Source organism: Nocardia xishanensis NBRC 101358 (assembly GCF_001613365.1).
Classification (GTDB): domain Bacteria; phylum Actinomycetota; class Actinomycetes; order Mycobacteriales; family Mycobacteriaceae; genus Nocardia; species Nocardia xishanensis.
In genome coordinates this window covers 38,890-59,335 of record NZ_BDCF01000033.1, presented here as the reverse complement: position 1 = coordinate 59,335, position 20,446 = coordinate 38,890, and the positions used below count along the sequence as shown (strand labels likewise).

Sequence of the window (20,446 nt, the reverse complement as noted above, 5' to 3'; positions counted from 1 at the left end):
GTGCGCGGCAACGCCCACACACGCTATCGGCCGTTTCGACTGACACCAGTCCGAGGAGGCATGTGGTTACGCGAAAGGCGACGGTAGCCGGGGCCTTTCGGTCGATCGGGCGTCTGATGGAATTCTGTCCAAGGACATCAGCTTCCACCAGGTAGCAGCGGTCGGGTCAGCTCCGAGCCCACGAAGGCCCCCGGTACGGAACTCGGGGGCCTTCGTCGTCGGATCGATCAGGGCACGCGGCGGACGGCGCCCTTGTCGGCCGAGGTGGCCAGGGCGGCGTAGGCGCGCAGTGCGGTGGTGACGGGGCGTTCGCGGTCGACGGGCTGCCAGGGGCGCTCGGACGCTTCCATCTTGGCGCGCCGCTCGGCGAGGACCGCGTCGTCGACCAGCACCTCGAGGGTGCGGGTGGCGACGTCGATGCGGATCTGGTCCCCGTTCTCGACGAGTCCGATCACGCCGCCGCTGGCCGCCTCGGGGGAGATGTGGCCGATCGACAGACCCGAGGTGCCGCCGGAGAAGCGGCCGTCGGTGATCAGCGCGCACTGCTTGCCGAGGCCCGAGCCCTTCAGGAATGCGGTGGGGTGCAGCATTTCCTGCATGCCGGGGCCGCCCGACGGACCTTCGTAGCGGACGACGATCACGTCGCCGGGCTTGATCTTCTTGGCGAGGATGACCGACACGGCTTCCTCCTGCGATTCCACGACGACGGCCGGTCCCTGGAAGGAGAACAGGTCCTCGTCGATGCCCGCGGTCTTGAGGATCGCGCCGTCCGGCGCGATGTTGCCGCGCAGCACGACCAGACCGCCCTCGACGGTGTAGGCGTGCTCCTTGTCGCGGATGCAGCCGTTCGCGGCGTCGGTGTCCAATGAGGACCACCGGTTGTCCGTGGAGAACGGCTCGGTGGTGCGCACACCGCCTGGCGCGGCGTGGAACAGCTCGACGGCCTCGTCGGACGCCTTGCCGGAGCGGATGTCCCAGGTGTCGAGCCACTCGTCGAAGCTCGCGGTGTGCACCGTCGTCACGTCGGAGTCGAGCAGCCCGGCGCGGCGCAGTTCGCCGAGGATGGCGGGGATGCCGCCGGCTCGGTGCACGTCCTCCATGTGATAGTCGGAGTTCGGCGAGACCTTCGACAGGCAGGGCACCTTGCGGCTGATCTCGTCGATGGTGCCCAGATCGAAATCGATCTCGCCCTCCTGCGCGGCGGCGAGGGTGTGCAGCACCGTGTTGGTGGAACCGCCCATCGCCACGTCGAGCGCCATCGCGTTGCGGAACGCCTTCGCGTTGGCCACGTTTCGCGGCAGCACCGAGGCGTCGTCCTCGCGGTACCAGCGGTTGGCGATATCGACGATCACCCGGCCCGCCTTCTCGAACAGCGCGCGGCGGGCGGCGTGCGTGGCGAGCGTGGAGCCGTTGCCAGGCAACGCGAGACCCAGCGCCTCGGTGAGGCAGTTCATCGAGTTGGCGGTGAACATGCCCGAGCAGGAGCCGCAGGTCGGGCAGGCGCTGCGCTCGACCTCGCTCAAGCCTTCCTCGGTGACATTGCTGTTGGCGCTGGCCGAGATCGCGGTGATCAGGTCCGTCGGAGCCTGGGCGACGCCGCCGACCACGACGGCCTTACCGGCCTCCATCGGACCGCCGGACACGAACACGGCCGGGATGTTCAGCCGCATGGCGGCGTTCAGCATGCCAGGAGTGATCTTGTCGCAGTTGGAGATACACACCAGCGCGTCCGCGGTGTGCGCGTTGGCCATGTATTCCACGGAGTCGGCGATGATCTCGCGGGAGGGCAGCGAGTAGAGCATGCCGCCGTGGCCCATGGCGATGCCGTCGTCCACGGCGATGGTGTGGAATTCACGCGGCACGCCACCCGCGGCGCGAACCGCATCGGCCACGATCTCGCCGACGTCCTTCAGATGCACGTGGCCGGGCACGAACTGGGTGTAGGAGTTCGCGATGGCGACGATCGGCTTGCCGAAGTCGGAATCGGTGAGGCCGGTGGCCCGCCAGAGCGCGCGTGCGCCTGCGGCGTTGCGTCCGGCGGTGGTGGTGCGTGAACGAAGCGGTGGCATGGATGGTCCTCGAGGGGGTCGCGGGGGCTGTCGTGCGACTGCGCGGAGTTCGCTCGGCGTGCGCGTGGCTTGCTCGGCGGCTGTTCCACGGTACTCCCGTGGGTGCCGGGCCGAGTTCGCCGGTCGCGGTAGCCGATCCGCCGTTGCGGCGGCCGCTCGCGCGTCGCGGGTCGGTGGGGTCGCCGCGGGTGGTGGTCGCCGGCGCTGACGGTGTCGTCGGGTGTGTGTCGGTACCCGAACCGTCCAGCCGCGCGGGCGGGTGTCCGTCTTCGGCGCGGCTGTGCCAAGACTAGCGCCGCGTGTCCAGCCGATATTCCGTCGCGGCGAAGACCCGATCGGATCTCGTCCCGCGCGGGCCGAGCGTGGTGTCGCGGACGAGGCGCTAGTCCTCGCCGGACTTGCGATCCGTCTCCGGAGCGTCCTGCCCGGCAGGCTCCTCGCTCGCGCGCTCCGCGGCGTACCGCTCGGCCTCGGCCTCGGCGGCCGCGCCGAACAGATCGGGTAGCCGCCCGTTCGACGCGGTGATCAGCGTGCGCAGCCGGTCGTAGCTCACCGCGGGCAACTTCACCTGCGAATCGTCGGTCAGGTGCGCGCGCACGAACCCGCGCTTGGGAATGCTCACGCCCTTGATCTGCTCCCAGTCGAGGTGTCGCGAGCCGACGAGAGTGCGCAGGTCCAGCCCGGCGTCGGACACGACGGTCCTGGTGCGCGCCACCCACGCGGCCACCACGACGGGGAGCAGCAGCAACCACCACAGACCGGCGGGCCACCCGACGAAGAACAGGAACACGCACAGCGCGAGCACGATCACGCCGAGGTAGGCGAGCGGCTGGATGCGGATGACCTTCGCTTCCGGTCGACCCGTATCCGATCCCGAGTCGGAGGTGTGGGACGATTTAGCCGGTGGCACGGACTGATGCGGTGATGACACACCACCATCCTCGCATCCTGGTAATCGGACACAAGCAACCACTGGAGTCCCACATAATGGGATGCACTGGGTCATCTGTTTGACTCATCGCTTCACGCCCGCTTAACGTCGTGCGCGTGAATCGAAACGAGTTGCTCGTAATCGGCAGGCGCGTCCAGCGTTGAGCCCGACTACCTAGGTCGAATACGTCAGCTCGCGTTGCGACGCGCCACCCTCGAACAGCATGCGCTGGTCGGGGGCTTTTTTGTGTTCGGGCATTTTCGGGCGCGGCGGGTCGCGAAGGCCGGTCGTGTCAAGCACAGCAGTGTTGTCCGGGGTCAAGAACGACAAGTTAGGAACGAAGACGGTGAGCGCACCAACCGCACGGCCCGGGCCATCGGCCCGCAGGTCAGCGCCTTCGGCTACTCAGCAGGCATCGCCCGCTGGCCACTCGACGACCGCGGCGAACCGCCGCCAGGTCCCGCCCGAGCGGGTCACCGGCGCGCAGTCCGTCGTCCGTTCGCTCGAGGAGCTCGGCGTCGACACCGTGTTCGGTATTCCCGGCGGCGCGATTCTCCCGGTGTACGACCCGCTCTTCGACTCCACCAAGGTCCGCCACGTGCTGGTGCGCCACGAGCAGGGCGCGGGTCACGCGGCCACCGGTTACGCGCAGGCGACCGGCAAGGTCGGTGTGTGTATGGCCACATCCGGCCCCGGCGCGACCAACCTGGTGACGCCGATCGCCGACGCCCAGATGGACTCGGTGCCGATCGTGGCGATCACCGGCCAGGTCGGCCGCAGCCTCATCGGCACCGACGCATTCCAGGAAGCCGACATCTCCGGCATCACGATGCCGATCACCAAGCACAACTTCCTGATCACCGACGGCGCCGACATCCCGCGGATGATCGCAGAGGCGTTCTACCTGGCCGCCTCCGGCAGGCCGGGCGCCGTGCTGGTCGACATCCCGAAGGACGTGCTGCAGGCGCAGACCACCTTCAGCTGGCCGCCGGAGATGCGGCTGCCCGGCTACCGTCCGGTCACCAAGCCGCACGGCAAGCAAGTGCGCGAGGCCGCGCGGATGATCCTCGAGGCCAAGGCCCCCGTGCTGTACGTGGGTGGCGGCGTGATCAAGGCCGATGCCTCCGCCGAGCTGCTGGAACTGGCCGAACTGACGGGCATCCCGGTGGTCACCACCCTGATGGCGCGGGGCGCGTTCCCCGACAGCCACCAGCTGAACATGGGCATGCCCGGCATGCACGGCACCGTCGGCGCCGTCGCGGCGCTGCAGAGGTCCGACCTGCTGATCACCCTCGGCGCCCGCTTCGACGACCGCGTCACCGGCCAGCTGGACTCCTTCGCGCCCGGCGCCAAGGTCATCCACGCCGACATCGACCCGGCCGAGATCGGCAAGAACCGGCACGCCGACGTCCCGATCGTCGGCGACTGCCGCGAGGTCATCACCGAGCTGATCGAGACGCTGAAGTCCGATCCGGCCGCGAGCGAAGCTCCGCTGCTCGAGCTCACCGAGTGGTGGTCCTACCTGGACGGCGTCCGCAAGCAGTACCCGCTCGGCTGGACCCCGCCGAAGGACGGTTCGCTCTCGCCCGAGTTCGTCATCGACGCGCTCGGCCGCCTGGCCGGACCGGACGCGATCTACTGCGCGGGCGTCGGCCAGCACCAGATGTGGGCCGCCCAGTTCATCAAGTACGAGAAGCCGCGCACCTGGCTGAATTCCGGTGGTCTCGGCACCATGGGCTACGCCGTCCCGGCCGCCATGGGCGCCAAGATGGGCGCGCCGGACAAGGAAGTGTGGGCGGTCGACGGTGACGGCTGCTTCCAGATGACCAACCAGGAGCTGGCCACCTGTGCTGTCGAGGGCGTGCCGATCAAGGTCGCGCTGATCAACAACGGCAACCTCGGCATGGTCAGGCAGTGGCAGACCCTCTTCTACGAGGAGCGCTACTCCAACACCGATCTCGGCACCCACACCCTGCGCATCCCCGACTTCGTCAAGCTCGCCGAGGCGCTGGGCTGCCATGGCATCCGGGTGGAGAAGGAAGAGGACGTCGAGGCCGCGATCCGCGAGGCGCAGTCCATCAACGACCGTCCTGTGGTGATCGATTTCATCGTCGGCAAGGACGCCCAGGTGTGGCCGATGGTCGCCGCGGGCACCAGCAACGACGAGATCATGGCCGCCCGGGGCATCCGGCCGCTGTTCGACGAGGACGAGCAGGCCGCCGAGCCCGCCGTCATCCACGAGGCGATGTCGCACGACAAGAACAAGGGGACCGAGGCGTGAGTGAGCGCAGCGAACGAACCATGTGCCAGCGTGCGCTACGCATGCAGGCACCGAGCGTTAGCGAGGGGCAGGCATGAGTAGCACCCACACCCTGAGCGTCCTCGTGGAGGACAAGCCGGGCGTGTTGGCGCGGGTGGCGAGCCTGTTCTCGCGCCGCGGGTTCAACATCGAGTCGCTCGCGGTCGGCGGCACCGAGATCCCCGAGATCTCGCGCATGACGATCGTCGTGACGGTCGAGGACCTGCCGCTCGAGCAGGTCACCAAGCAGCTCAACAAGCTGGTGAACGTCATCAAGATCGTGGAACAGGACGCCGACGCCTCGGTGGCGCGCGAGCTGATCCTGGTGAAGGTGCGCGCCGACGCCAGCGTGCGCACCCAGGTGATCGAGGCGGTGCAGCTGTTCCGCGCCAAGGTGATCGACGTTTCGCCGGACGCGCTGACCGTCGAGGCGACCGGAACCAGGTCGAAGCTGGACGCACTGCTGCGCATGCTCGAGCCGTACGGTATCCGCGAGATCGTGCAGTCGGGCGTGGTCGCGGTCGGTCGCGGACCGAAATCGATCACCGCGACGCGCTAGACAAACAGACCTATCGAGAATCACTAGAAGGGAACCAACCAAGTGGCAGTCGAGATGTTCTACGACGACGACGCCGACCTGTCGATCATCCAGGGCCGCAAGGTCGCTGTCATCGGCTACGGCAGCCAGGGCCACGCGCACTCGCTGAGCCTGCGCGACTCCGGCGTGGACGTCCGCGTCGGTCTCGCTGAGGGTTCGAAGTCGCGCCCGAAGGCCGAGGAGGCCGGCCTGACCGTCGGCACCCCGGCCGAGGTTTCGGAGTGGGCCGACGTGATCATGGTGCTGGCGCCCGACACCGCGCAGGCGTCCATCTTCACCAACGACATCGAGCCGAACCTGAAGGACGGCGACGCGCTGTTCTTCGGCCACGGCCTGAACATCCACTTCGGCCTGATCAAGCCCCCGGCGAACGTGACCATCGGCATGGTCGCGCCGAAGGGCCCCGGCCACCTGGTGCGTCGCCAGTTCGTCGACGGCAAGGGCGTTCCCGCCCTGATCGCCATCGACCAGGACCCGAAGGGCGAGGGCCAGGCGCTCGCGCTGTCCTACGCCAAGGGCATCGGCGGCACCCGCGCGGGCGTCATCAAGACCACCTTCAAGGAAGAGACCGAGACCGACCTGTTCGGTGAGCAGGCCGTGCTGTGCGGTGGCACCGAGGAACTGGTGAAGACCGGTTTCGAGGTCATGGTCGAGGCCGGTTACGCGCCGGAGATGGCCTACTTCGAGGTGCTGCACGAGCTGAAGCTGATCGTCGACCTGATGTACGAGGGCGGCATCGCGCGGATGAACTACTCCGTCTCCGACACCGCCGAGTTCGGTGGCTACCTGTCGGGTCCGCGGGTCATCGACGCCGACACCAAGGAGCGGATGAAGGCGATCCTCAAGGACATCCAGGACGGCACCTTCGTCAAGCGCCTGGTCGCCAACGTCGAGGGCGGCAACAAGGAGCTCGAGGGTCTGCGCAAGAAGAACGCCGAGCACCCCATCGAGGTCACCGGCGCCAAGCTGCGCGGCCTGATGAGCTGGGTCGACCGGCCGATCACCGAGACCGCGTAATCGTTGCGGCACAGAACGGCCCGGCACCTCGAGGTGCCGGGCCGTTCTGTTATCAAGTGCTGTATTGCTAGCTGCTGCCGAAGAAGATGCCGCGTGGCCAGCCCCAGTGGCCGTTGCCGTGCCAGCCGTTGTCGTGCCAGCCGTCGCAACGATCCCACTGGTTCCAATGGTTCCAGTCGTTGTCCCAGAAATCCCAGCCCCCGTTCCCGTGGCAATCCCTGGGGTGGTGGCGGACCTCGGTGATGGTGGGGGCGCCCGGCTCGGCCGACGCGGGTACGGCCAAGGCGGCCAGAGGTATTGCGGCGACCGCGCCTGCGACGGCCACTCGGGCCAGCATGCGTCCGGCCGCGGACTTGCGTGTGGTGGGCAACGTGAATCCTTTCACTCTGCGGCGAACCGCTCGTTCGCCATCTCCTCGCGGAGATTCCGTCCGCCTGAGCTGGGCGAAACGGGTCGGGGACAGGACGTGCCGTCGTCGTCGCCGGAATGCGACCCCCTGGTCATACCGCCGTGCGGGCGACCGCACGCCTACACTCTGCACCACTCGGGCCGAAAGGTCACTGCGCGATCGGCATTCGAGAAAAACTTTCAGTCTGAAGTACTACCCCTCTAGGGGGATTCCCCGAGTGCGCCGCCGGGGTTCAACCGGATCTAACGCATACCTGTTGGGGCGCAATCTTATCCGTCGGCACGTCCCGCCGCTGAGAACTCCCGTGCTTTCGGACCAGATGCGCCATGAAAGCAAATCCAGAGCAACTGGCCTCGAACGCGGGCCGCCTGGTGAGCGGCTTTCGACTCGTCGCGAGGTCGCTCGGGCCTTGCCACGCCGGTCGCGACGCGCCAAACTGGGCAAATGACGACTCCGTTCGCGGTGTCACCCGCACCGACCGCCGCTGAACTCGGACGTGCGGCGCGCAAACGGGTCTCGCGTTCCGCGCTCGGCGACTGGCGCCCTCCGGCCGACCGCATCGATCCGGTTACCATCCTGGAGCGTCAGGCCGCCACCCGAATCCCCGAGCTCGTCCCGATCCGCTACGCGCGCATGGCCGCCGCGCCGTTCCCGTTCCTGCGCGGTGCGCCCGCCATCATGGCCGCCGATCTGGCCGCGGCACCGAGCACCGGGCTGTCGGTACAACTGTGCGGCGACGCGCACCTGTCGAACTTCGGCCTGTTCGCCTCGCCGGAACGCTCGCTGGTGTTCGACCTGAACGATTTCGACGAGACCTTGCCCGGTCCGTTCGAATGGGATGTGAAGCGCTTGGTCGCCAGCGTCGCGGTCGCCATGCGCGCCAACGGCAACCCCGACAGAGACACGGAGCAGGCCGTGCTCGCCGCCGCCCGCGGCTACCGCGAATCGATGCTCCGGCTCGCCGCCCTCGACGGCATGGCGGTCTGGTACGAGCAGATCAACGCCGACACGGTCGCCGCGGTGATCCGCAACCCCAAGCGACGCAAGGGCGTCGAACGGACGCTGGAGGCGGCGCGCTCCCGCACCAGCCTGCAGGCGCTGGCGAAACTCACCGAGCCCGGCGTCGACGGTCTCCGGATCCGCCACCGCCCGCCGCTGCTGACGCCACTCGAAGACGAGCAGATGGAAGCGGTCGCGGCGGTATTCGCCGCCTATCGCCGCAGCCTGCCGGAGGAGCGCCGCGTTTTGCTCGACCGGCACCGGTTGGTCGACATCGCACGCAAGGTGGTCGGCGTCGGCAGCGTCGGAACCAGATGCTTCATCGCCCTGCTCCTCGACCGAGACACAGCCGGCCCGCTGTTCCTCCAGGTCAAAGAGGCCGAACCCTCGGTGCTGAGCAGGCATCTCGCGCCGAGCCAGTTCCGGCACCAGGGCCACCGGGTGGTCCACGGGCAGCGGCTCATGCAGGCCGCCAGCGATATCTTCCTCGGCTGGGCCACCGGCCCGGAGGGCCGCCATTACTACTGGCGCCAGTTGCGAGACATGAAGGGCTCCGCGGTGATCGAGGACATGTCCGACGCGGCGCTGACCGAGTACGCCGCGCTGTGTGGATACAGCCTGGCGCGCGCACACGCCCGCTCCGGCGATCGCGTCGCCATCGCCGCCTACCTCGGAACCGGTGACGCGTTCGACCGCGCGATGGTGGAGTTCGCCCTCGCGTACGCGGACCAGACCCTCGACGACCACCGGGCGCTGCTCGCCGCGATCGAGACCGGACGCGTCGTCGCCGCCGAGCCTGCAGCAAACCGCGATCCGAGCGCCGCCGGGGCGCGGACAAACCGATAGACTGGATCAATGACCGAAGGAACACCAGCTCAGCGCCTGCGTTGTGCGTTGGACATGTCCCAATTCGGCCTCGAGATGTATCGCGCTCGCATGCGACGCACCTTTCCGGGCGCCTCCGAGAGCGAGCTCGAGAAGAAGGTTCACGAGTGGCTCCTATCCCGCCCTGGCGCCCCCCTGGGTGACGCGCTCGGTCACTCGTCCACTCGCTTCGCGTGAACCCGCTCGAGGCGGCACTGCGTCGCGCGGCGACCGACATCGACAAGTTCGGCTACCGCTGGGCGCTTGTCGGCGGCTTCGCAGTCTCCGCCCGTTCGACTCCCCGGTTCACTCACGACATCGACCTGGCCGTCGCGGTTGCGGACGATAACGCAGCAGAATCCTTGGTGCGGCACCTGTTCGACAGCGGCTATGTCATGAACGCCTCGGTCGAACACGACAATGGCCGGCTGGCGACGATCCGCCTGCGGCGTACGTTCGACGGAGTACCAATTCTCGTCGATCTGCTGTTCGCCAGCTCGGGTATCGAATCGGAGATCGTCTCCGCCGCTGAAGAACTGGAGATCGTCGTAGACCTTGTCCTCCCGGTGGCAACAACAGGGCATCTCATCGCACTGAAACTACTTGCTCGTGATGATCTCACCCGACCACAAGACCTCGCCGACCTTCAAGGCCTGCTTTCTGCGGCAACCGAGGATGATGTGCGAGAAGCCCGGGCTGCGGTGCGTCTGATCACAGAACGCGGATATCATCGAGATCGAGACCTCGAAGCCGGCCTCGATTCACTCATCGTTGCTCGTTGACCTGCCGATCCATGAAGTCGAGCGGTTGCGCCGGCGGCTCCACACGGATGCCGACTGGCTCAGGAGCGCCACGGTAGACTTGCTACCGATGAGTAAGTTCTTTACGTCGGTCGATGAGGTGACCCGGCGTCTGACCGCGGCCGGTTACCTGCCGTCCCTGGACATCGCCACGGCCGTGTTCCTCGCCGGGCACCTCGGCAAGCCCTTGCTGATCGAGGGTCCCGCCGGCGTCGGCAAGACCGAGCTGGCCAAGGCCGTCGCCGCGGCGACCGAGGCCGAGCTGATCCGTCTGCAGTGCTATGAGGGCATCGACGAGGCGCGCGCTCTCTACGAGTGGAACCACGCCAAGCAGCTGCTGCGCATCACCGCCGCCGACAGCGAGGACTGGAACCGGACGCGCGATCACGTCTTCACCGAGGAGTTCCTGCTCGACCGCCCGCTGCTGGCCGCCATCCGCAACCCCGAACCCACCGTCCTGCTGATCGACGAACTCGACAAGGCCGACGTCGAACTCGAGGGCCTGCTGCTCGAGGTGCTCGGCGACTTCCAGGTCAGCATCCCCGAACTCGGCACCGTCACCGCGGTACGCAAGCCGTTCGTCATCGTCACCTCCAACGCCAACCGCGACCTGTCCGAGGCGCTGAAGCGGCGCTGCCTCTACCTGCACATCGACTACCCGACGGCGGAACTCGAGCGCGCGATCGTCCGGATGAAGGTGCCCGAGCTGGACGAGGCGCTCGGCGAGCCGGTGGTGCGGGTGGTCGGCGCGCTGCGCGAACTGCCGCTGCGCAAATCGCCGTCGATCGCCGAGACCGTCGACTGGGCAAAGACTCTCGTCGCGCTGGGGGCGCGGAACCTGACCAACGGGGTGGTGCGGTCGACGCTCGGCGTGTTGCTGAAGTATCAGTCGGACCATCGCGTCGCGGTCGAGCGCCTGGCGTTGTCGGAACCGGAGAGCGACCGGCGATGAACGGGTATGGCGGCAAAGTCGTTGTCCGACAACGTATGCACCCGGTCATAGGTCGAATCGCCCTCAGGGACTGGTGGTTCGTGGCGTCGATGAGCCGAGCCGGGACCTTCCGCGCGCCAGCGGCTGGTGGCGGCTCGCAGTGGAAAGGGCGGGCACGGTGAGTGCGTCCTCTCGGCATGATTTTCGGCCCGGGTCGGGCGAGACGCTCACTGACCGTCTCGTCGACTTCGTCGGTCTGCTGCGCGAACACGGCATCCACGCGGGTCCCAGCGAAACCGTCGACGCCGCGTCGGCGATCGTCGCGCTCGGCATCGACAACCGCGAACGCCTGCGTTCCGGTCTGGCCGCCTGCCTGCTCCGGCGCAACGGCCAGCGCGCCGTCTTCGACCAGCTCTTCGACCTCTACTTCTTGACTGCCGAACGACGAACGCTCGCAACGACTCCCGAATCCGTCGAGGAACTGCGCGAACGTCTCACCGCCGCGTTGGCCTCCGACGATCAGGCCGCCCTGGCCGAACTCGCCGCCCAAACCCTCACCGAGCTAGGCGGTTACGGCGGCGCGGGCGGCGCAGGCCAATCCTCTCGACCGGTCACCACCGCCTCCGGCGCGGGATGGTCCTCCTACCAGACCATGAAAGCCCTTCGCCCGGAAGAACTCCTGGATCGCGTCGTCGCCGGCATGGGCGGCGCGGGCGAACTCGACTCCGCCGTCCAGACCATCGAGGCGCAGCGCAGACTGCGCGCCTTCCGCAGCGCCGTCCAAACCCAGGCCCGCCTCCGCTCGGCCGACCTGCGCGGCACCGACTACATCGCACGTCGCGGCGTCGACACCGCCACCGACCGGATCGACTTCCTCGGCGCTCGCGAACAAGACCTCGCCGAAATGCGCCGCCTCGTCAACCCGTTGGCGCGCAAACTCGCCACCCGCCTCGCCGCCCGCCGCCGCAAGGCCGTGCGCGGCCAGATCGACATGCGCCGCACTCTGCGCCGCTCCATGGCCACCGGCGGCGTCCCCGTCGACCCAGTGCTGCGCGCACGCAAACACGGCCGCCCAGACCTCGTCGTCCTAGCCGACCTCTCCGGGTCCGTCACCGGCTTCGCCGAGTTCACCCTCCAACTCGTCCAAGCGCTGCAAGACCAATTCAGCAGAGTCCGCAGCTTCGGCTTCATCGACACCTGCGACGAGATCACCGGCTTCTTCACCCCCGGCGAACCACCCCAACCCGGCCTCGCCACCCGAATCACCCGCGAAGCCAACGTCTCCCGCTTCGGCAGCAGCAATTACGGCGAAGCTCTCCGCACCTTCGCCGACACCCACCTCGACACCCTCGGCCCCCGCACCTCCCTCCTCATCCTCGGCGACGCCCGCACCAACCGCACCGACCCCAACCTTCCTGCGCTGCAGGCGATGACGGACCGAGCGAAACACGCCCACTGGTTGAACCCCGAACCCTCCCGGTCCTGGGCCACGGGGGACTCCGCCGCGTTGACCTACGCGGACCACGTGACCATGCACGAATGCCGCAATGTGCGTCAGTTGACGGAAGTGATCAGCCGCCTCTTGCCTGCGTGAGGTCGAGCCTCGGCTCCGCCGTGGGTCTCTGTGATCGCGAGCTGGTCCTGCGGCTCAACTGATGCGCGATAGGTTCTTCCTGTAGTAGTCATGGCGCGCGTGGTCGTCCTGCCCGGTGAAAGCCCGGAACTTCCCGAGCTTGTAAGCCAACCCTGAGCTTCGCTCTTCTTTCAGAATCTCAAAGTCCTTACCCAGCAAGGTCATTCGTTCATCGACCTCGTGATCTTCGAGCTCGATTCCTGCCTTGCGGGCGATTTGAGCTGCAGTGAGGAATGTTTCATGCTCACGAAGCACGCGATAGATCGGATCGGCGAAGGAGATGTCTCGCGCAGCTGGTTCGCCTTCATGGCGCAGGGCACGCGCAATCGACAGCCCAAGGGCCTTCGCTACCGGGGGTGGGAAAGCATTTCCGATCTGGCGATACACGGCAGTTTTCCCACCCGCGAACCACCAGGCATATTCATGGCCTTCAGGCGGGTCCGTTTCGATCTCCGCAGCGTGCTCCGGGTTGCGGATCAGCAGCCACCCTTGCAGTCGTGCGACCATCTCGACGGTGAGTTTAGGGCCGAATTCGGTCATCGGGCGCGTCTTGTAGGGCGGTGCGGTGTCATGCACTCCATATGCATCTACGCCCAATTCGGCCCATGCACGCTTGGCACGTGTTGGTCCGAGGTCAGCACCGCCGTGCTTCTTCGAGCCACCAACGATCGTGGGCGCTATGTCATGGGCTTGTTCTGCCCATTCCTCGGCGCCCTCCCACCCCCTTGCTGCCATCAATGGAAGCAAAGTTTCACCGACTGTCTTCGCTTGACCTGTCGGTTCAGGCCAGTGGAAGTACTGGAAGTCGTCTTCTCGCATCGCGATCAATACGAACCGGGGGCGAAGCTGTGGCACACCGTAGTCAGAAGCCTGGATCAACCGCCACTCGCCTGTGTACCCGAACTGCCGAAGTCTGTCCAAGACGTGCTGACGGTAGCCGGCGAAGCGCGGCATGCTGAGACCTCGAACATTTTCGAGCAGCAGAGCACGCGGTTTCAGAACATCGACTTGCTCGACCGCCCAGGCGAAGAGGTCCCGCTCATCATCGGCCCCGAGCTGCTTGCCCGCAATCGAGAACGGGGGGCACGGGACGCCTCCGGCGAGAAGGTCGATCGGTCGACCACCGGGTCGGGACTCGGGCGCGTACGCCTTCGGATCGAATACATCCAGGCTGGCGACATCGCCCTCCGCAACCTTCCAATGCGGACGGTTGAGCTGGAGCGTCGCGACGGCAGTGGGGTCCAGTTCCACGGCAAGTTCGTGTTCGAAGCCCGCCAGCTCGAGTCCCAGAGCCTGCCCGCCTGCGCCGGCGCAGATCTCGATGACGCTGAGCTCACTCACCAGCAGGCCTTTCCGGAGTGTTGGACGGGTTGAACGGTGCGGGTCGCGTCGACGTATCTTTCCCTAAGGGAGATGTTGTCGCAGAATCAGGACCGGTATGACTGAACGTGGAGCGGCTGCCGCTCGGCTCCGTGCGCACGAACGCGGTACGTATCCCGCGCCACTGAACGCTGGCCGATCTCGGAACATGCAAGCAAACCGTAGATCGGATACGAAACCCGAGGTCACTCTCCGCAAGGCGCTTCACCACCTCGGCTACCGGTATCGCAAAGACTTCCGGCTCGATCTCGGCGCCGTCAAGGTGCGTCCGGACATCGTCTTCACCGCACGGAGGGTGGCTGTCTTCGTCGACGGCTGCTTTTGGCATGCCTGCCCCGAGCACGGACGGCAGCCGACCACCAACGAGTGGTACTGGGCGCCCAAGCTTCAGAGGAATATCGAGCGCGACCGTGCAGTCAAGAGTGCGCTGACCGAGGCCGGCTGGCGTGTTGTCCGCGTTTGGGAGCACGAAACTCTTCAGAGCGCGGTAGCCGCGGTAGTCGACGCACTCGAGAGCGGATCCGAACATGTGAGCGATGATATGGGATCGGTACCGGGTTGACGCTGGAGACGCTCCGTGCAGTTAAATGTCACGTATGGGGATGATGTTCGGGGTGGACCTGCTGGGGTGGCGACGTAGCACCAAGAAGAACAAGCTTGGATGGGCGTGGGTGCCCAATTCCGCTGATACTGACAACATCCCGAGCGTGAGGATGGCTGCCCACGTTCTGGAACGCCTCGGTCAGCCGAATCCGAATAAGAACGGGATCGCACCCATCGAACCGCCTCCGAACCCGGGAGCGCTACTGGAAACCCAGGTTGCGGCGGACCTGGCGACTGCGTTGCCCGCCCTCGATCCGCGACGTGACTGGGAAGTCACTCGGGGCCGAAGCATCGTTCATTACGCTCAGTACCAACATCTGGCAGGTATCGATGCCGCGATAGCACAGGATCCGAATCTTCGGGTCACGCTGGGAACGGACTACCTGATCACGCCAGATGTGCTGGTAGGGCTGCGCGGCACGCCGACACAGTCGGAACACCCGTGGCTACACGCGGCCCTGGCCTGCAAGTGGACGATCCGGTCCGATCGAGTCCAGAACATCCGCCATGAGAACAGCAACATGATCCGGCATCGCCGTGGACGCTTGCCTCATCTCGTGACGGTCACCGCAGAACCTCTTCCGACCAGACTCGCGTCGATCGCTCGCGGCACAGGGGAAGTAGACGCTACGTATCACATCGCCTACGAAGCGACGGCCGAAGCGGTGGCAGTCTTCGGCACCCCGGAGCAAAAGAACGCGTGGTCCGAGGTGACCGGTCAAGGGCGTCTCCTGGACTACCAAACGTTGGCGCAATCGTTGGTGGATTGGTAGTTGCCTCCGCGATTAGGTCAACGGGGCGGGCGCGTCCAGATGACGCAGAAGCGCACGCACATCAGCGGTGTCCATTCCGGCGCCCGCCGGGGGCTCTTCCTGGAGGTCGGCGAGCTGCTGTACGCCTGGGTCGTCGAGGATGCGGCCCATGAACTCCAGCTTCTCGTCCAGCCGCAGACGCACCACCTCATCGATAGTGCCCCGCGTCGCGAGGACAGTCACTCTTGTCTCGGTGCCGGGGGCCAGGCCGAGGCGATGAATGCGGTCCAGACTTTGCAGAAACCTACCGGCCATGAAGTCGCGGTCAACGTAGACGGCATCATGGCACACCTGGTGAAGGCTGATCCCTTCGCCGAGGGTTGCCGGATTGGAGATCAGAACGTGGCAGCCAGGATCCTGACGAAACCGGCGTAGCTGCTCGTCACGATCGGGCGTCCCTCCGTAGACCACGGCTGGGCTGTATCCGCCCAGCAGTTTCTCCAGAGTCGTGAGACTGCGGACGAACGTCGTCCAGACCAGAGTCTTCCGTCCCTCGACCGCGTTGTCGGCGACAATCTTCAGAGTCTCTTGATACTTCGGTGAGAGCTCATAACGCGGGAGGTGGCGCAGGAGCTCGTAGAGGTTATCGCCTGGGGAAGGTTCCAACGGCGGGACCTGGTATTCGAGCGGTTCGTACTGGCTTGCGCCTTCCAGAAGCAACGCTGGGCTAGTGGCAGCCATCAGCAGCCGCAGCATGGCCCGGCCTAGAGCTTCGATGTTGTCCCGTGAGCCTTCTGCGCGAGCCGAGAAGTTGCCCTTCAGCGCTTCATAAACTTCCGCATGGAGTGGCGGCATGTCCAGGTAGCGGACTTTAGGTTCGAACGGAGGGAGGCCGAGCTCCTGCTTGGTCGTACGAGTGAACAGCGGTCGCAGCACTGAGCTGGCGTAAGCCAGGTCGCCTCCACCGACGGCTTCGTTCACCACGCGCTTGCCGTGGCCCGGCCATACGAACGACAGCAGATTCTCCAGGTCTTTCGCCCCGTTGGGTGCCGGAGTACCGGTCAAGATCAGTCTCCGGTCCGCAAGCGGGCCGAGCGCAAGGCATGCGGAGCCATAAGTTCCGCTCGCCCCCAGCTTCATACGGTGGGCCTCGTCCAACACAACCATCGAGGGCGCTGACCGCAGCCAGGCGGCCAGGTCACCCAGGCAACGGTCGAGCCGCTCATAGTTGACGATGCGTACTTCCGCGAGAGGGTCGTCGGATTGTCCTGTCACAGCGGTACGGAGCGGTTCCTTGAAGCAGATCGAGCTCTCGTACTCCCACGATTCATATGCGGACTTCGGCCCAACGACAAGGAGCCGCTGTGCGTTTCGGCTCGCGCGCATCACGGCGTAGACCGCCAGTGCGACGCGAGTCTTGCCGGCGCCGGGGACACTGAAGTTGGCGCCGTGCCGCAGCGAGAGCAATCGTGCGATATCGCGTTGCTGGAATGACGTGAGATCCGCGATCCAATCCGAGCCCAGCAGTCCGACTATCTCATGAGGCTGGACCGTGTCTCCAGCGTTGTCGGAGGGAGCCTGGTCGAGGCTGCGCTGGACCGTATCGGCATCGTCCAGAACGCCGTTGACGAGCGCCATCAGATCCGTGTCCCAGTCGACGCCGGAGTGCGTCCAGGTCGCAAGCTCGCTCAAGTTGACGAGGAAGTCGTCTAGATCGATCTCCGCGGACAACGGACTGCGCTGGCCCCCTGGCGCGATCCGTGCGGTCAGCCGGGCGAAATCCTCTTGAAAAGCCGCCAAGGCGCGCAGCTCTACACGCGTGCGTGTGACGTCGAAGCCCAGCCGCAGCGAGACGTTTGCCTCGGGACCACTCATGACTGCGGCTGCTTCACATCCACCGCGGCGATCAGCCAGGCCACACCATTCCCAGGAAGGTCGATACTGCGCTGCGCTTCGATTGCCAGTTTGCTCAGGACGCTTCGCAGCCGATCAACGGAGTCATCGAACGCTCCCTCATCGAGGCTTGAATTACCCCGGGACATCACGAGATCCGTGATGGCCTGCTCGAGGTCTTTGCAGGCGTCATTGATCCGATCCGGAGCGGCCAAGCGCTTCTTTCGCAATCGAGCGTCGCGGCCGGCAGTCTCGATGGCGTCGTTGAATGCCTCTTTGTACGAAGCGATAACTGCTGCCGCAGCAGACTGTTCGGCAGGAGTGGCCGACTCGCTGACTGCCTCGACGGCCTTCGCCTTGAGCAGCACATCCGTTACGGCGCGAGCCGCCGTAACGTTTGCTCCTGCCGCCTTGACCGTCCGGTTCAGACCGGGAATCGCCACAGTAGACGGAACTGCTTCCTCGGTTGTCTTGAATTCGTCAGGCAAGGTCTTATCCAGATAGCGACTTTGGAAATCGGCGTCTATGTAGCGGACATCGGTCTTCGAGAAGTCGAGCACGATCGCGGCCAGCCGTGCCTCCTTGATCAGGTCCGCCTGCTCTTTGCTTTTGGCAGTAAGACAGGCTCGGTAGAGCTCGGCGAGTTTCTCTTGAGACCGCTCGAGGTCCATGAGGCGCAGCGACGCCCCGCCGGTGGTTTCACTGCGCTGGATCAGGTCGCGGAGTTGTGCGAGCACCCAAAGGTCGCGCTGGCAGGATTTCGTGTCGGTGTGAAAAGCCTTGGCAATTACCGACAGGTCTCGATCAAGTTGGACATGCTGCTCCTCAATAGCCAGCAGCCTGTTGATGTAGGAGTAGTCCCGCCGCCGATCCGGACGCAGCTGCAGGGAAAGTTCCAGATCATTGATGTCCTCCCAGGTGCAGGACTCAGGCAGCACGCCGACGCGCATGTTCGGGGTGGCCTTGAGTTCCCGGAGCGCCGCACAGCGAGTGTTGCCGTTGACAAGGATTCCATCGCGAGTGATCAGGCCGGGCTCGTTCTGCTTATGTTCTTCGAGGCTCTTCTTCAGTTTTTCGAAGGCAGGGTCCCGGTGGTTGGGTTCCGAAGGCTCGATTGTCAGCAGATGCCGCAGGTAGTCCTGGCTTTCTGGGCTCCAGGGATCTTCATCGAGAGCATTGTCACGATCCGGATCGAGGCTGCGTTGCGCGCGGATCCGATGTGTACCGGGGTTGTACAAGAGATCATCCAACGGCATGCTGATGACCTCGACATGCAATGGTTCACCACGCCACTCCACTCTGAGGGTCTCCGCGACTCCGTTGTTCGCGTGCAGCTCCTTCAGTCGCTGCTCGACCTTCGAGCGGGTAGCAGCAGCGTTCGGGGGGAACCCGAAATCGTTTAACATGTCTGGATTCTCCTAGAAAAGGACTGGAGTGCGGGCCGTCGTGATCGAGTAGTGCGGCCGCGAGACGCCCCGCAGTAGGACATCGAAGCTTGAAACTAGGCCAGGGCGTCGCGGACCTTGTCCCTGGAGTCCGCCGGCAGCGTCCGGTAGGCCGCCCACAGCTCCTCTGTCTCGCTGAAGCTGCGGGCATCCTGATCAACCCACGCCGCCAGCATCTTCCGCTCGTAAATAGGCAGGCGGCCGATTCGGGCCAAGACATCGTCCAGGTCTGCAACCAGATCGCGGCCTCCGATGCGGCAGCGGTTGCACTCGATCACGAGTTGCACGCTGATCTCGCCGGAGGGCATCCGGACCGAGCGGCGGGCGACGTCCAGCTGAGAAGCGACATATGTGCCGGCGTACTGCTCGCCGGGGCCGATTCCGCATGAGCGGCATTTGTGACCGTCCTGCGTCATCAGCGTGTGCCGCTCAGCGGCAGTAACGGTGACGCCGGTCTTCTTCGTCGCTTTGCCCGGCTCCCACACAGCGACACCCTGAGTTACGAACCGCTGCTCATGTGTTCCCAGGGTAGGGTCCTCACGGTTGGTGTCGATACGCCACCCGAAGTCACGCAAGTCACGCATCCGGCGGTCGATCTGAGACGTGTTCGGGAAGGCCTCGCGGAGCTGGGACTTCGTGAACAGCTCACCGACGCCAACCTCCTGGACAAGCCAGAGCGCCGCGCGCTTCATGGTGCCGAACTTTGGGTCTGCCCAGGACGGCATGGTCATGTGGGATCCACCTTTCGGGTAAAGAGCGAAGTCAGAGCAGGGCCACTCGCGGATAGTGCCCGGCAGCAGTCTGTTGGCTACATCGTCAACTGAACATCAACGAATCGAGATTGGGAAGTGCTGTCTGTCCCGAGATTCGGAGCCATGAGATGTAAAAATCGGGACAGCGGGCTACTGCGCATTCGGCTCTCGAGACGGACAATGACTTGATTGATTCAGTCGATTCTGATGGGGGAGAACGGTTTGCCGCCGCGTGGAAAGTTCGCAGACCTCGGTCCCGGCCTGTCACCTGAGTGGGAAGAATTTACAGGAGAACTACGCAATCTGATCCGCTGCATCGACCTCTCGTACCGAGAGATCGCAAAGCGTGCCTATACAACCAAGAACGTGTTGTCGAGCCTGGTGAGCGGGAAGCGCAAGCGTGCACCCGAGGAGCAGTTGTTGAAGGCGCTCCACGATCTCGCGGTGGCGCGTGTCGGCGCCGATGGGATCCTGCCTTGGGAAGATTTCAATAGCCTCAGACAGGCCCTTACACCGCTAGCGACTACGAATGAAGGGCCTCAGCCTGTCCTGGCATGTCCTGACTGCGGCGCGCCTGTCCTCTTGGACCACGTGATGGTTGCAGATAGGCCGGCTGAATCCCTTGCCGCGATCACGGCGGATGTTGTGCCGGTCCCCCGTCCAGGAGGGGACCGGCACAACAGTCGAGCCGTAGATGTGAGCTGGCCGCCCGCGCAAAACCTCGCTGTGTACATCACCGCTGGAAACTATGAGCGCGCCAACGGCTTGATCCGCCATGTAGGTTCGGAGGCGATCCCCACTGATGCGGCCGACGCAGTGGTCTCGTGTCGCGATTTGGGCATGCTCGAAGCTACTGACGCGATCATCAGCTATGCCGCCGGCAGGGAGTCAAAGGACGATGTGCTGCACATTGTTCACCTACTGATCCAGCGGAACCGGCGCGACGACGCGGAGACCCTCGTGGAGCGCGCAGTCGCCAACTGACGCAGGTCATTCAAGGCTGCGCGATATCTCGTTGGCGTTTCGCGATGTTCTGGTCGTATCGAAATGGCGATCAATTCGGCCGCGGTG

Annotated in this window: 19 protein-coding genes; 11 read left to right on the top strand and 8 right to left on the bottom strand. The window is 65.4% G+C overall.

The window, feature by feature from the left end; all coding sequences use genetic code 11:
• Positions 1 to 227: 227 nt before the first annotated feature.
• The 3 genes from ilvD to NX1_RS36495 all read right to left on the bottom strand — a co-directional run bounded on the left by ilvD (position 228) and on the right by NX1_RS36495 (position 3,321).
• Positions 228 to 2,069: a dihydroxy-acid dehydratase gene (gene ilvD / locus NX1_RS23655; RefSeq protein WP_068063432.1), complete on the bottom strand. Its 1,842-nt coding sequence runs from the start codon at positions 2,067 to 2,069 to the stop codon at positions 228 to 230.
• Positions 2,070 to 2,451: 382 nt separating this feature from the next.
• Entirely contained in the window at positions 2,452 to 3,000 is a 549-nt protein-coding gene (locus NX1_RS23650; RefSeq protein WP_084501694.1) for a PH domain-containing protein, read from the bottom strand.
• Between the two features lie 174 nt (positions 3,001 to 3,174).
• A complete protein-coding gene (locus NX1_RS36495) occupies positions 3,175 to 3,321 on the bottom strand; it encodes a hypothetical protein (RefSeq protein ID WP_157119988.1) in 147 nt (48 codons plus the stop codon).
• A 25-nt stretch (positions 3,322 to 3,346) separates the two neighbouring features.
• Here NX1_RS36495 and NX1_RS23645 point away from each other — a divergent pair, with 25 nt between their 5' ends.
• From NX1_RS23645 to ilvC, 3 genes are all read left to right on the top strand, one after another.
• Entirely contained in the window at positions 3,347 to 5,281 is a 1,935-nt protein-coding gene (locus NX1_RS23645; protein ID WP_068063431.1) for an acetolactate synthase large subunit, read from the top strand.
• A gap of 73 nt (positions 5,282 to 5,354) precedes the next feature.
• Positions 5,355 to 5,858 carry an acetolactate synthase small subunit gene (gene ilvN, locus NX1_RS23640; RefSeq protein WP_067832673.1) on the top strand — a complete coding sequence of 168 codons (504 nt, stop codon included), beginning with the start codon at positions 5,355 to 5,357 and terminating at the stop codon, positions 5,856 to 5,858.
• A 42-nt stretch (positions 5,859 to 5,900) separates the two neighbouring features.
• A complete protein-coding gene (ilvC, locus tag NX1_RS23635; RefSeq protein WP_068063430.1) occupies positions 5,901 to 6,914 on the top strand; it encodes a ketol-acid reductoisomerase in 1,014 nt (337 codons plus the stop codon).
• A gap of 67 nt (positions 6,915 to 6,981) precedes the next feature.
• On the opposite strand, the gene NX1_RS23630 is transcribed toward ilvC, so the two are convergent.
• On the bottom strand, positions 6,982 to 7,284 hold the full coding sequence (locus NX1_RS23630) for a hypothetical protein (RefSeq protein ID WP_157119986.1): 303 nt from the start codon (positions 7,282 to 7,284) through the stop codon (positions 6,982 to 6,984).
• A gap of 483 nt (positions 7,285 to 7,767) precedes the next feature.
• On the opposite strand from NX1_RS23630, the gene NX1_RS23625 reads away from it, so the two are divergent.
• From NX1_RS23625 to NX1_RS23605, 5 genes are all read left to right on the top strand, one after another.
• Positions 7,768 to 9,168: a DUF2252 domain-containing protein gene (locus NX1_RS23625; protein ID WP_068063425.1), complete on the top strand. Its 1,401-nt coding sequence runs from the start codon at positions 7,768 to 7,770 to the stop codon at positions 9,166 to 9,168.
• Positions 9,169 to 9,177: 9 nt separating this feature from the next.
• Positions 9,178 to 9,384, top strand: coding sequence for a hypothetical protein (locus NX1_RS38735; protein ID WP_068063422.1), 207 nt, complete (start codon positions 9,178 to 9,180; stop codon positions 9,382 to 9,384).
• Positions 9,381 to 9,968: a nucleotidyl transferase AbiEii/AbiGii toxin family protein gene (locus tag NX1_RS23615; protein ID WP_068063418.1), complete on the top strand. Its 588-nt coding sequence runs from the start codon at positions 9,381 to 9,383 to the stop codon at positions 9,966 to 9,968. The genes NX1_RS38735 and NX1_RS23615 overlap by 4 nt, the downstream gene beginning before the upstream one ends.
• An 88-nt stretch (positions 9,969 to 10,056) precedes the next feature.
• On the top strand, positions 10,057 to 10,938 hold the full coding sequence (locus NX1_RS23610) for an AAA family ATPase (protein ID WP_068063490.1): 882 nt from the start codon (positions 10,057 to 10,059) through the stop codon (positions 10,936 to 10,938).
• Positions 10,939 to 11,095: 157 nt separating this feature from the next.
• The gene (locus NX1_RS23605; RefSeq protein WP_068063488.1) at positions 11,096 to 12,511 is read left to right on the top strand and encodes a vWA domain-containing protein; all 1,416 of its coding nucleotides are present in this window, start codon (positions 11,096 to 11,098) and stop codon (positions 12,509 to 12,511) included.
• Positions 12,512 to 12,565: 54 nt separating this feature from the next.
• On the opposite strand, the gene NX1_RS23600 is transcribed toward NX1_RS23605, so the two are convergent.
• On the bottom strand, positions 12,566 to 13,891 hold the full coding sequence (locus tag NX1_RS23600) for a DNA cytosine methyltransferase (RefSeq protein WP_068063413.1): 1,326 nt from the start codon (positions 13,889 to 13,891) through the stop codon (positions 12,566 to 12,568).
• Positions 13,892 to 14,078: 187 nt separating this feature from the next.
• On the opposite strand from NX1_RS23600, the gene NX1_RS23595 reads away from it, so the two are divergent.
• Positions 14,079 to 14,492, top strand: a complete 414-nt coding sequence (locus NX1_RS23595; RefSeq protein WP_245668646.1) for a very short patch repair endonuclease — start codon at positions 14,079 to 14,081, stop codon at positions 14,490 to 14,492.
• A gap of 34 nt (positions 14,493 to 14,526) precedes the next feature.
• Positions 14,527 to 15,306 carry an NgoMIV family type II restriction endonuclease gene (locus NX1_RS23590; RefSeq protein ID WP_068063410.1) on the top strand — a complete coding sequence of 260 codons (780 nt, stop codon included), beginning with the start codon at positions 14,527 to 14,529 and terminating at the stop codon, positions 15,304 to 15,306.
• 12 nt (positions 15,307 to 15,318) lie between these two features.
• On the opposite strand, the gene NX1_RS23585 is transcribed toward NX1_RS23590, so the two are convergent.
• The 3 genes from NX1_RS23585 to NX1_RS23575 form a co-directional block, all read right to left on the bottom strand.
• The gene (locus NX1_RS23585) at positions 15,319 to 17,160 is read right to left on the bottom strand and encodes a DEAD/DEAH box helicase (protein WP_068063408.1); all 1,842 of its coding nucleotides are present in this window, start codon (positions 17,158 to 17,160) and stop codon (positions 15,319 to 15,321) included.
• Positions 17,157 to 18,584, bottom strand: a complete 1,428-nt coding sequence (locus NX1_RS23580) for a ParB N-terminal domain-containing protein (protein WP_068063406.1) — start codon at positions 18,582 to 18,584, stop codon at positions 17,157 to 17,159. Before NX1_RS23580 ends, NX1_RS23585 begins: the two co-directional genes overlap by 4 nt.
• Before the next feature lie 95 nt (positions 18,585 to 18,679).
• The gene (locus NX1_RS23575; protein WP_068063404.1) at positions 18,680 to 19,354 is read right to left on the bottom strand and encodes a KpnI family restriction enzyme N-terminal domain-containing protein; all 675 of its coding nucleotides are present in this window, start codon (positions 19,352 to 19,354) and stop codon (positions 18,680 to 18,682) included.
• 210 nt (positions 19,355 to 19,564) lie between these two features.
• Between NX1_RS23575 and NX1_RS23570 the strand changes: the two genes are divergently transcribed.
• A complete protein-coding gene (locus NX1_RS23570; protein ID WP_157119984.1) occupies positions 19,565 to 20,359 on the top strand; it encodes a hypothetical protein in 795 nt (264 codons plus the stop codon).
• The last annotated feature ends 87 nt before the right edge of the window (positions 20,360 to 20,446 follow it).

Excerpts from the sequence above, each read along its gene's own strand:
- ilvD (WP_068063432.1), bottom strand. The coding sequence starts at position 2,069 with ATGCCACCGCTTCGTTCACGCACCACCACCGCCGGACGCAACGCCGCA.
- ilvN (WP_067832673.1), top strand. The coding sequence starts at position 5,355 with ATGAGTAGCACCCACACCCTGAGCGTCCTCGTGGAGGACAAGCCGGGC.
- NX1_RS23625 (WP_068063425.1), top strand. The coding sequence starts at position 7,768 with ATGACGACTCCGTTCGCGGTGTCACCCGCACCGACCGCCGCTGAACTC.
- NX1_RS38735 (WP_068063422.1), top strand. The coding sequence starts at position 9,178 with ATGACCGAAGGAACACCAGCTCAGCGCCTGCGTTGTGCGTTGGACATG.
- NX1_RS23610 (WP_068063490.1), top strand. The coding sequence starts at position 10,057 with ATGAGTAAGTTCTTTACGTCGGTCGATGAGGTGACCCGGCGTCTGACC.
- NX1_RS23595 (WP_245668646.1), top strand. The coding sequence starts at position 14,079 with ATGCAAGCAAACCGTAGATCGGATACGAAACCCGAGGTCACTCTCCGC.
- NX1_RS23590 (WP_068063410.1), top strand. The coding sequence starts at position 14,527 with ATGGGGATGATGTTCGGGGTGGACCTGCTGGGGTGGCGACGTAGCACC.
- NX1_RS23585 (WP_068063408.1), bottom strand. The coding sequence starts at position 17,160 with ATGAGTGGTCCCGAGGCAAACGTCTCGCTGCGGCTGGGCTTCGACGTC.
- NX1_RS23580 (WP_068063406.1), bottom strand. The coding sequence starts at position 18,584 with ATGTTAAACGATTTCGGGTTCCCCCCGAACGCTGCTGCTACCCGCTCG.
- NX1_RS23575 (WP_068063404.1), bottom strand. The coding sequence starts at position 19,354 with ATGACCATGCCGTCCTGGGCAGACCCAAAGTTCGGCACCATGAAGCGC.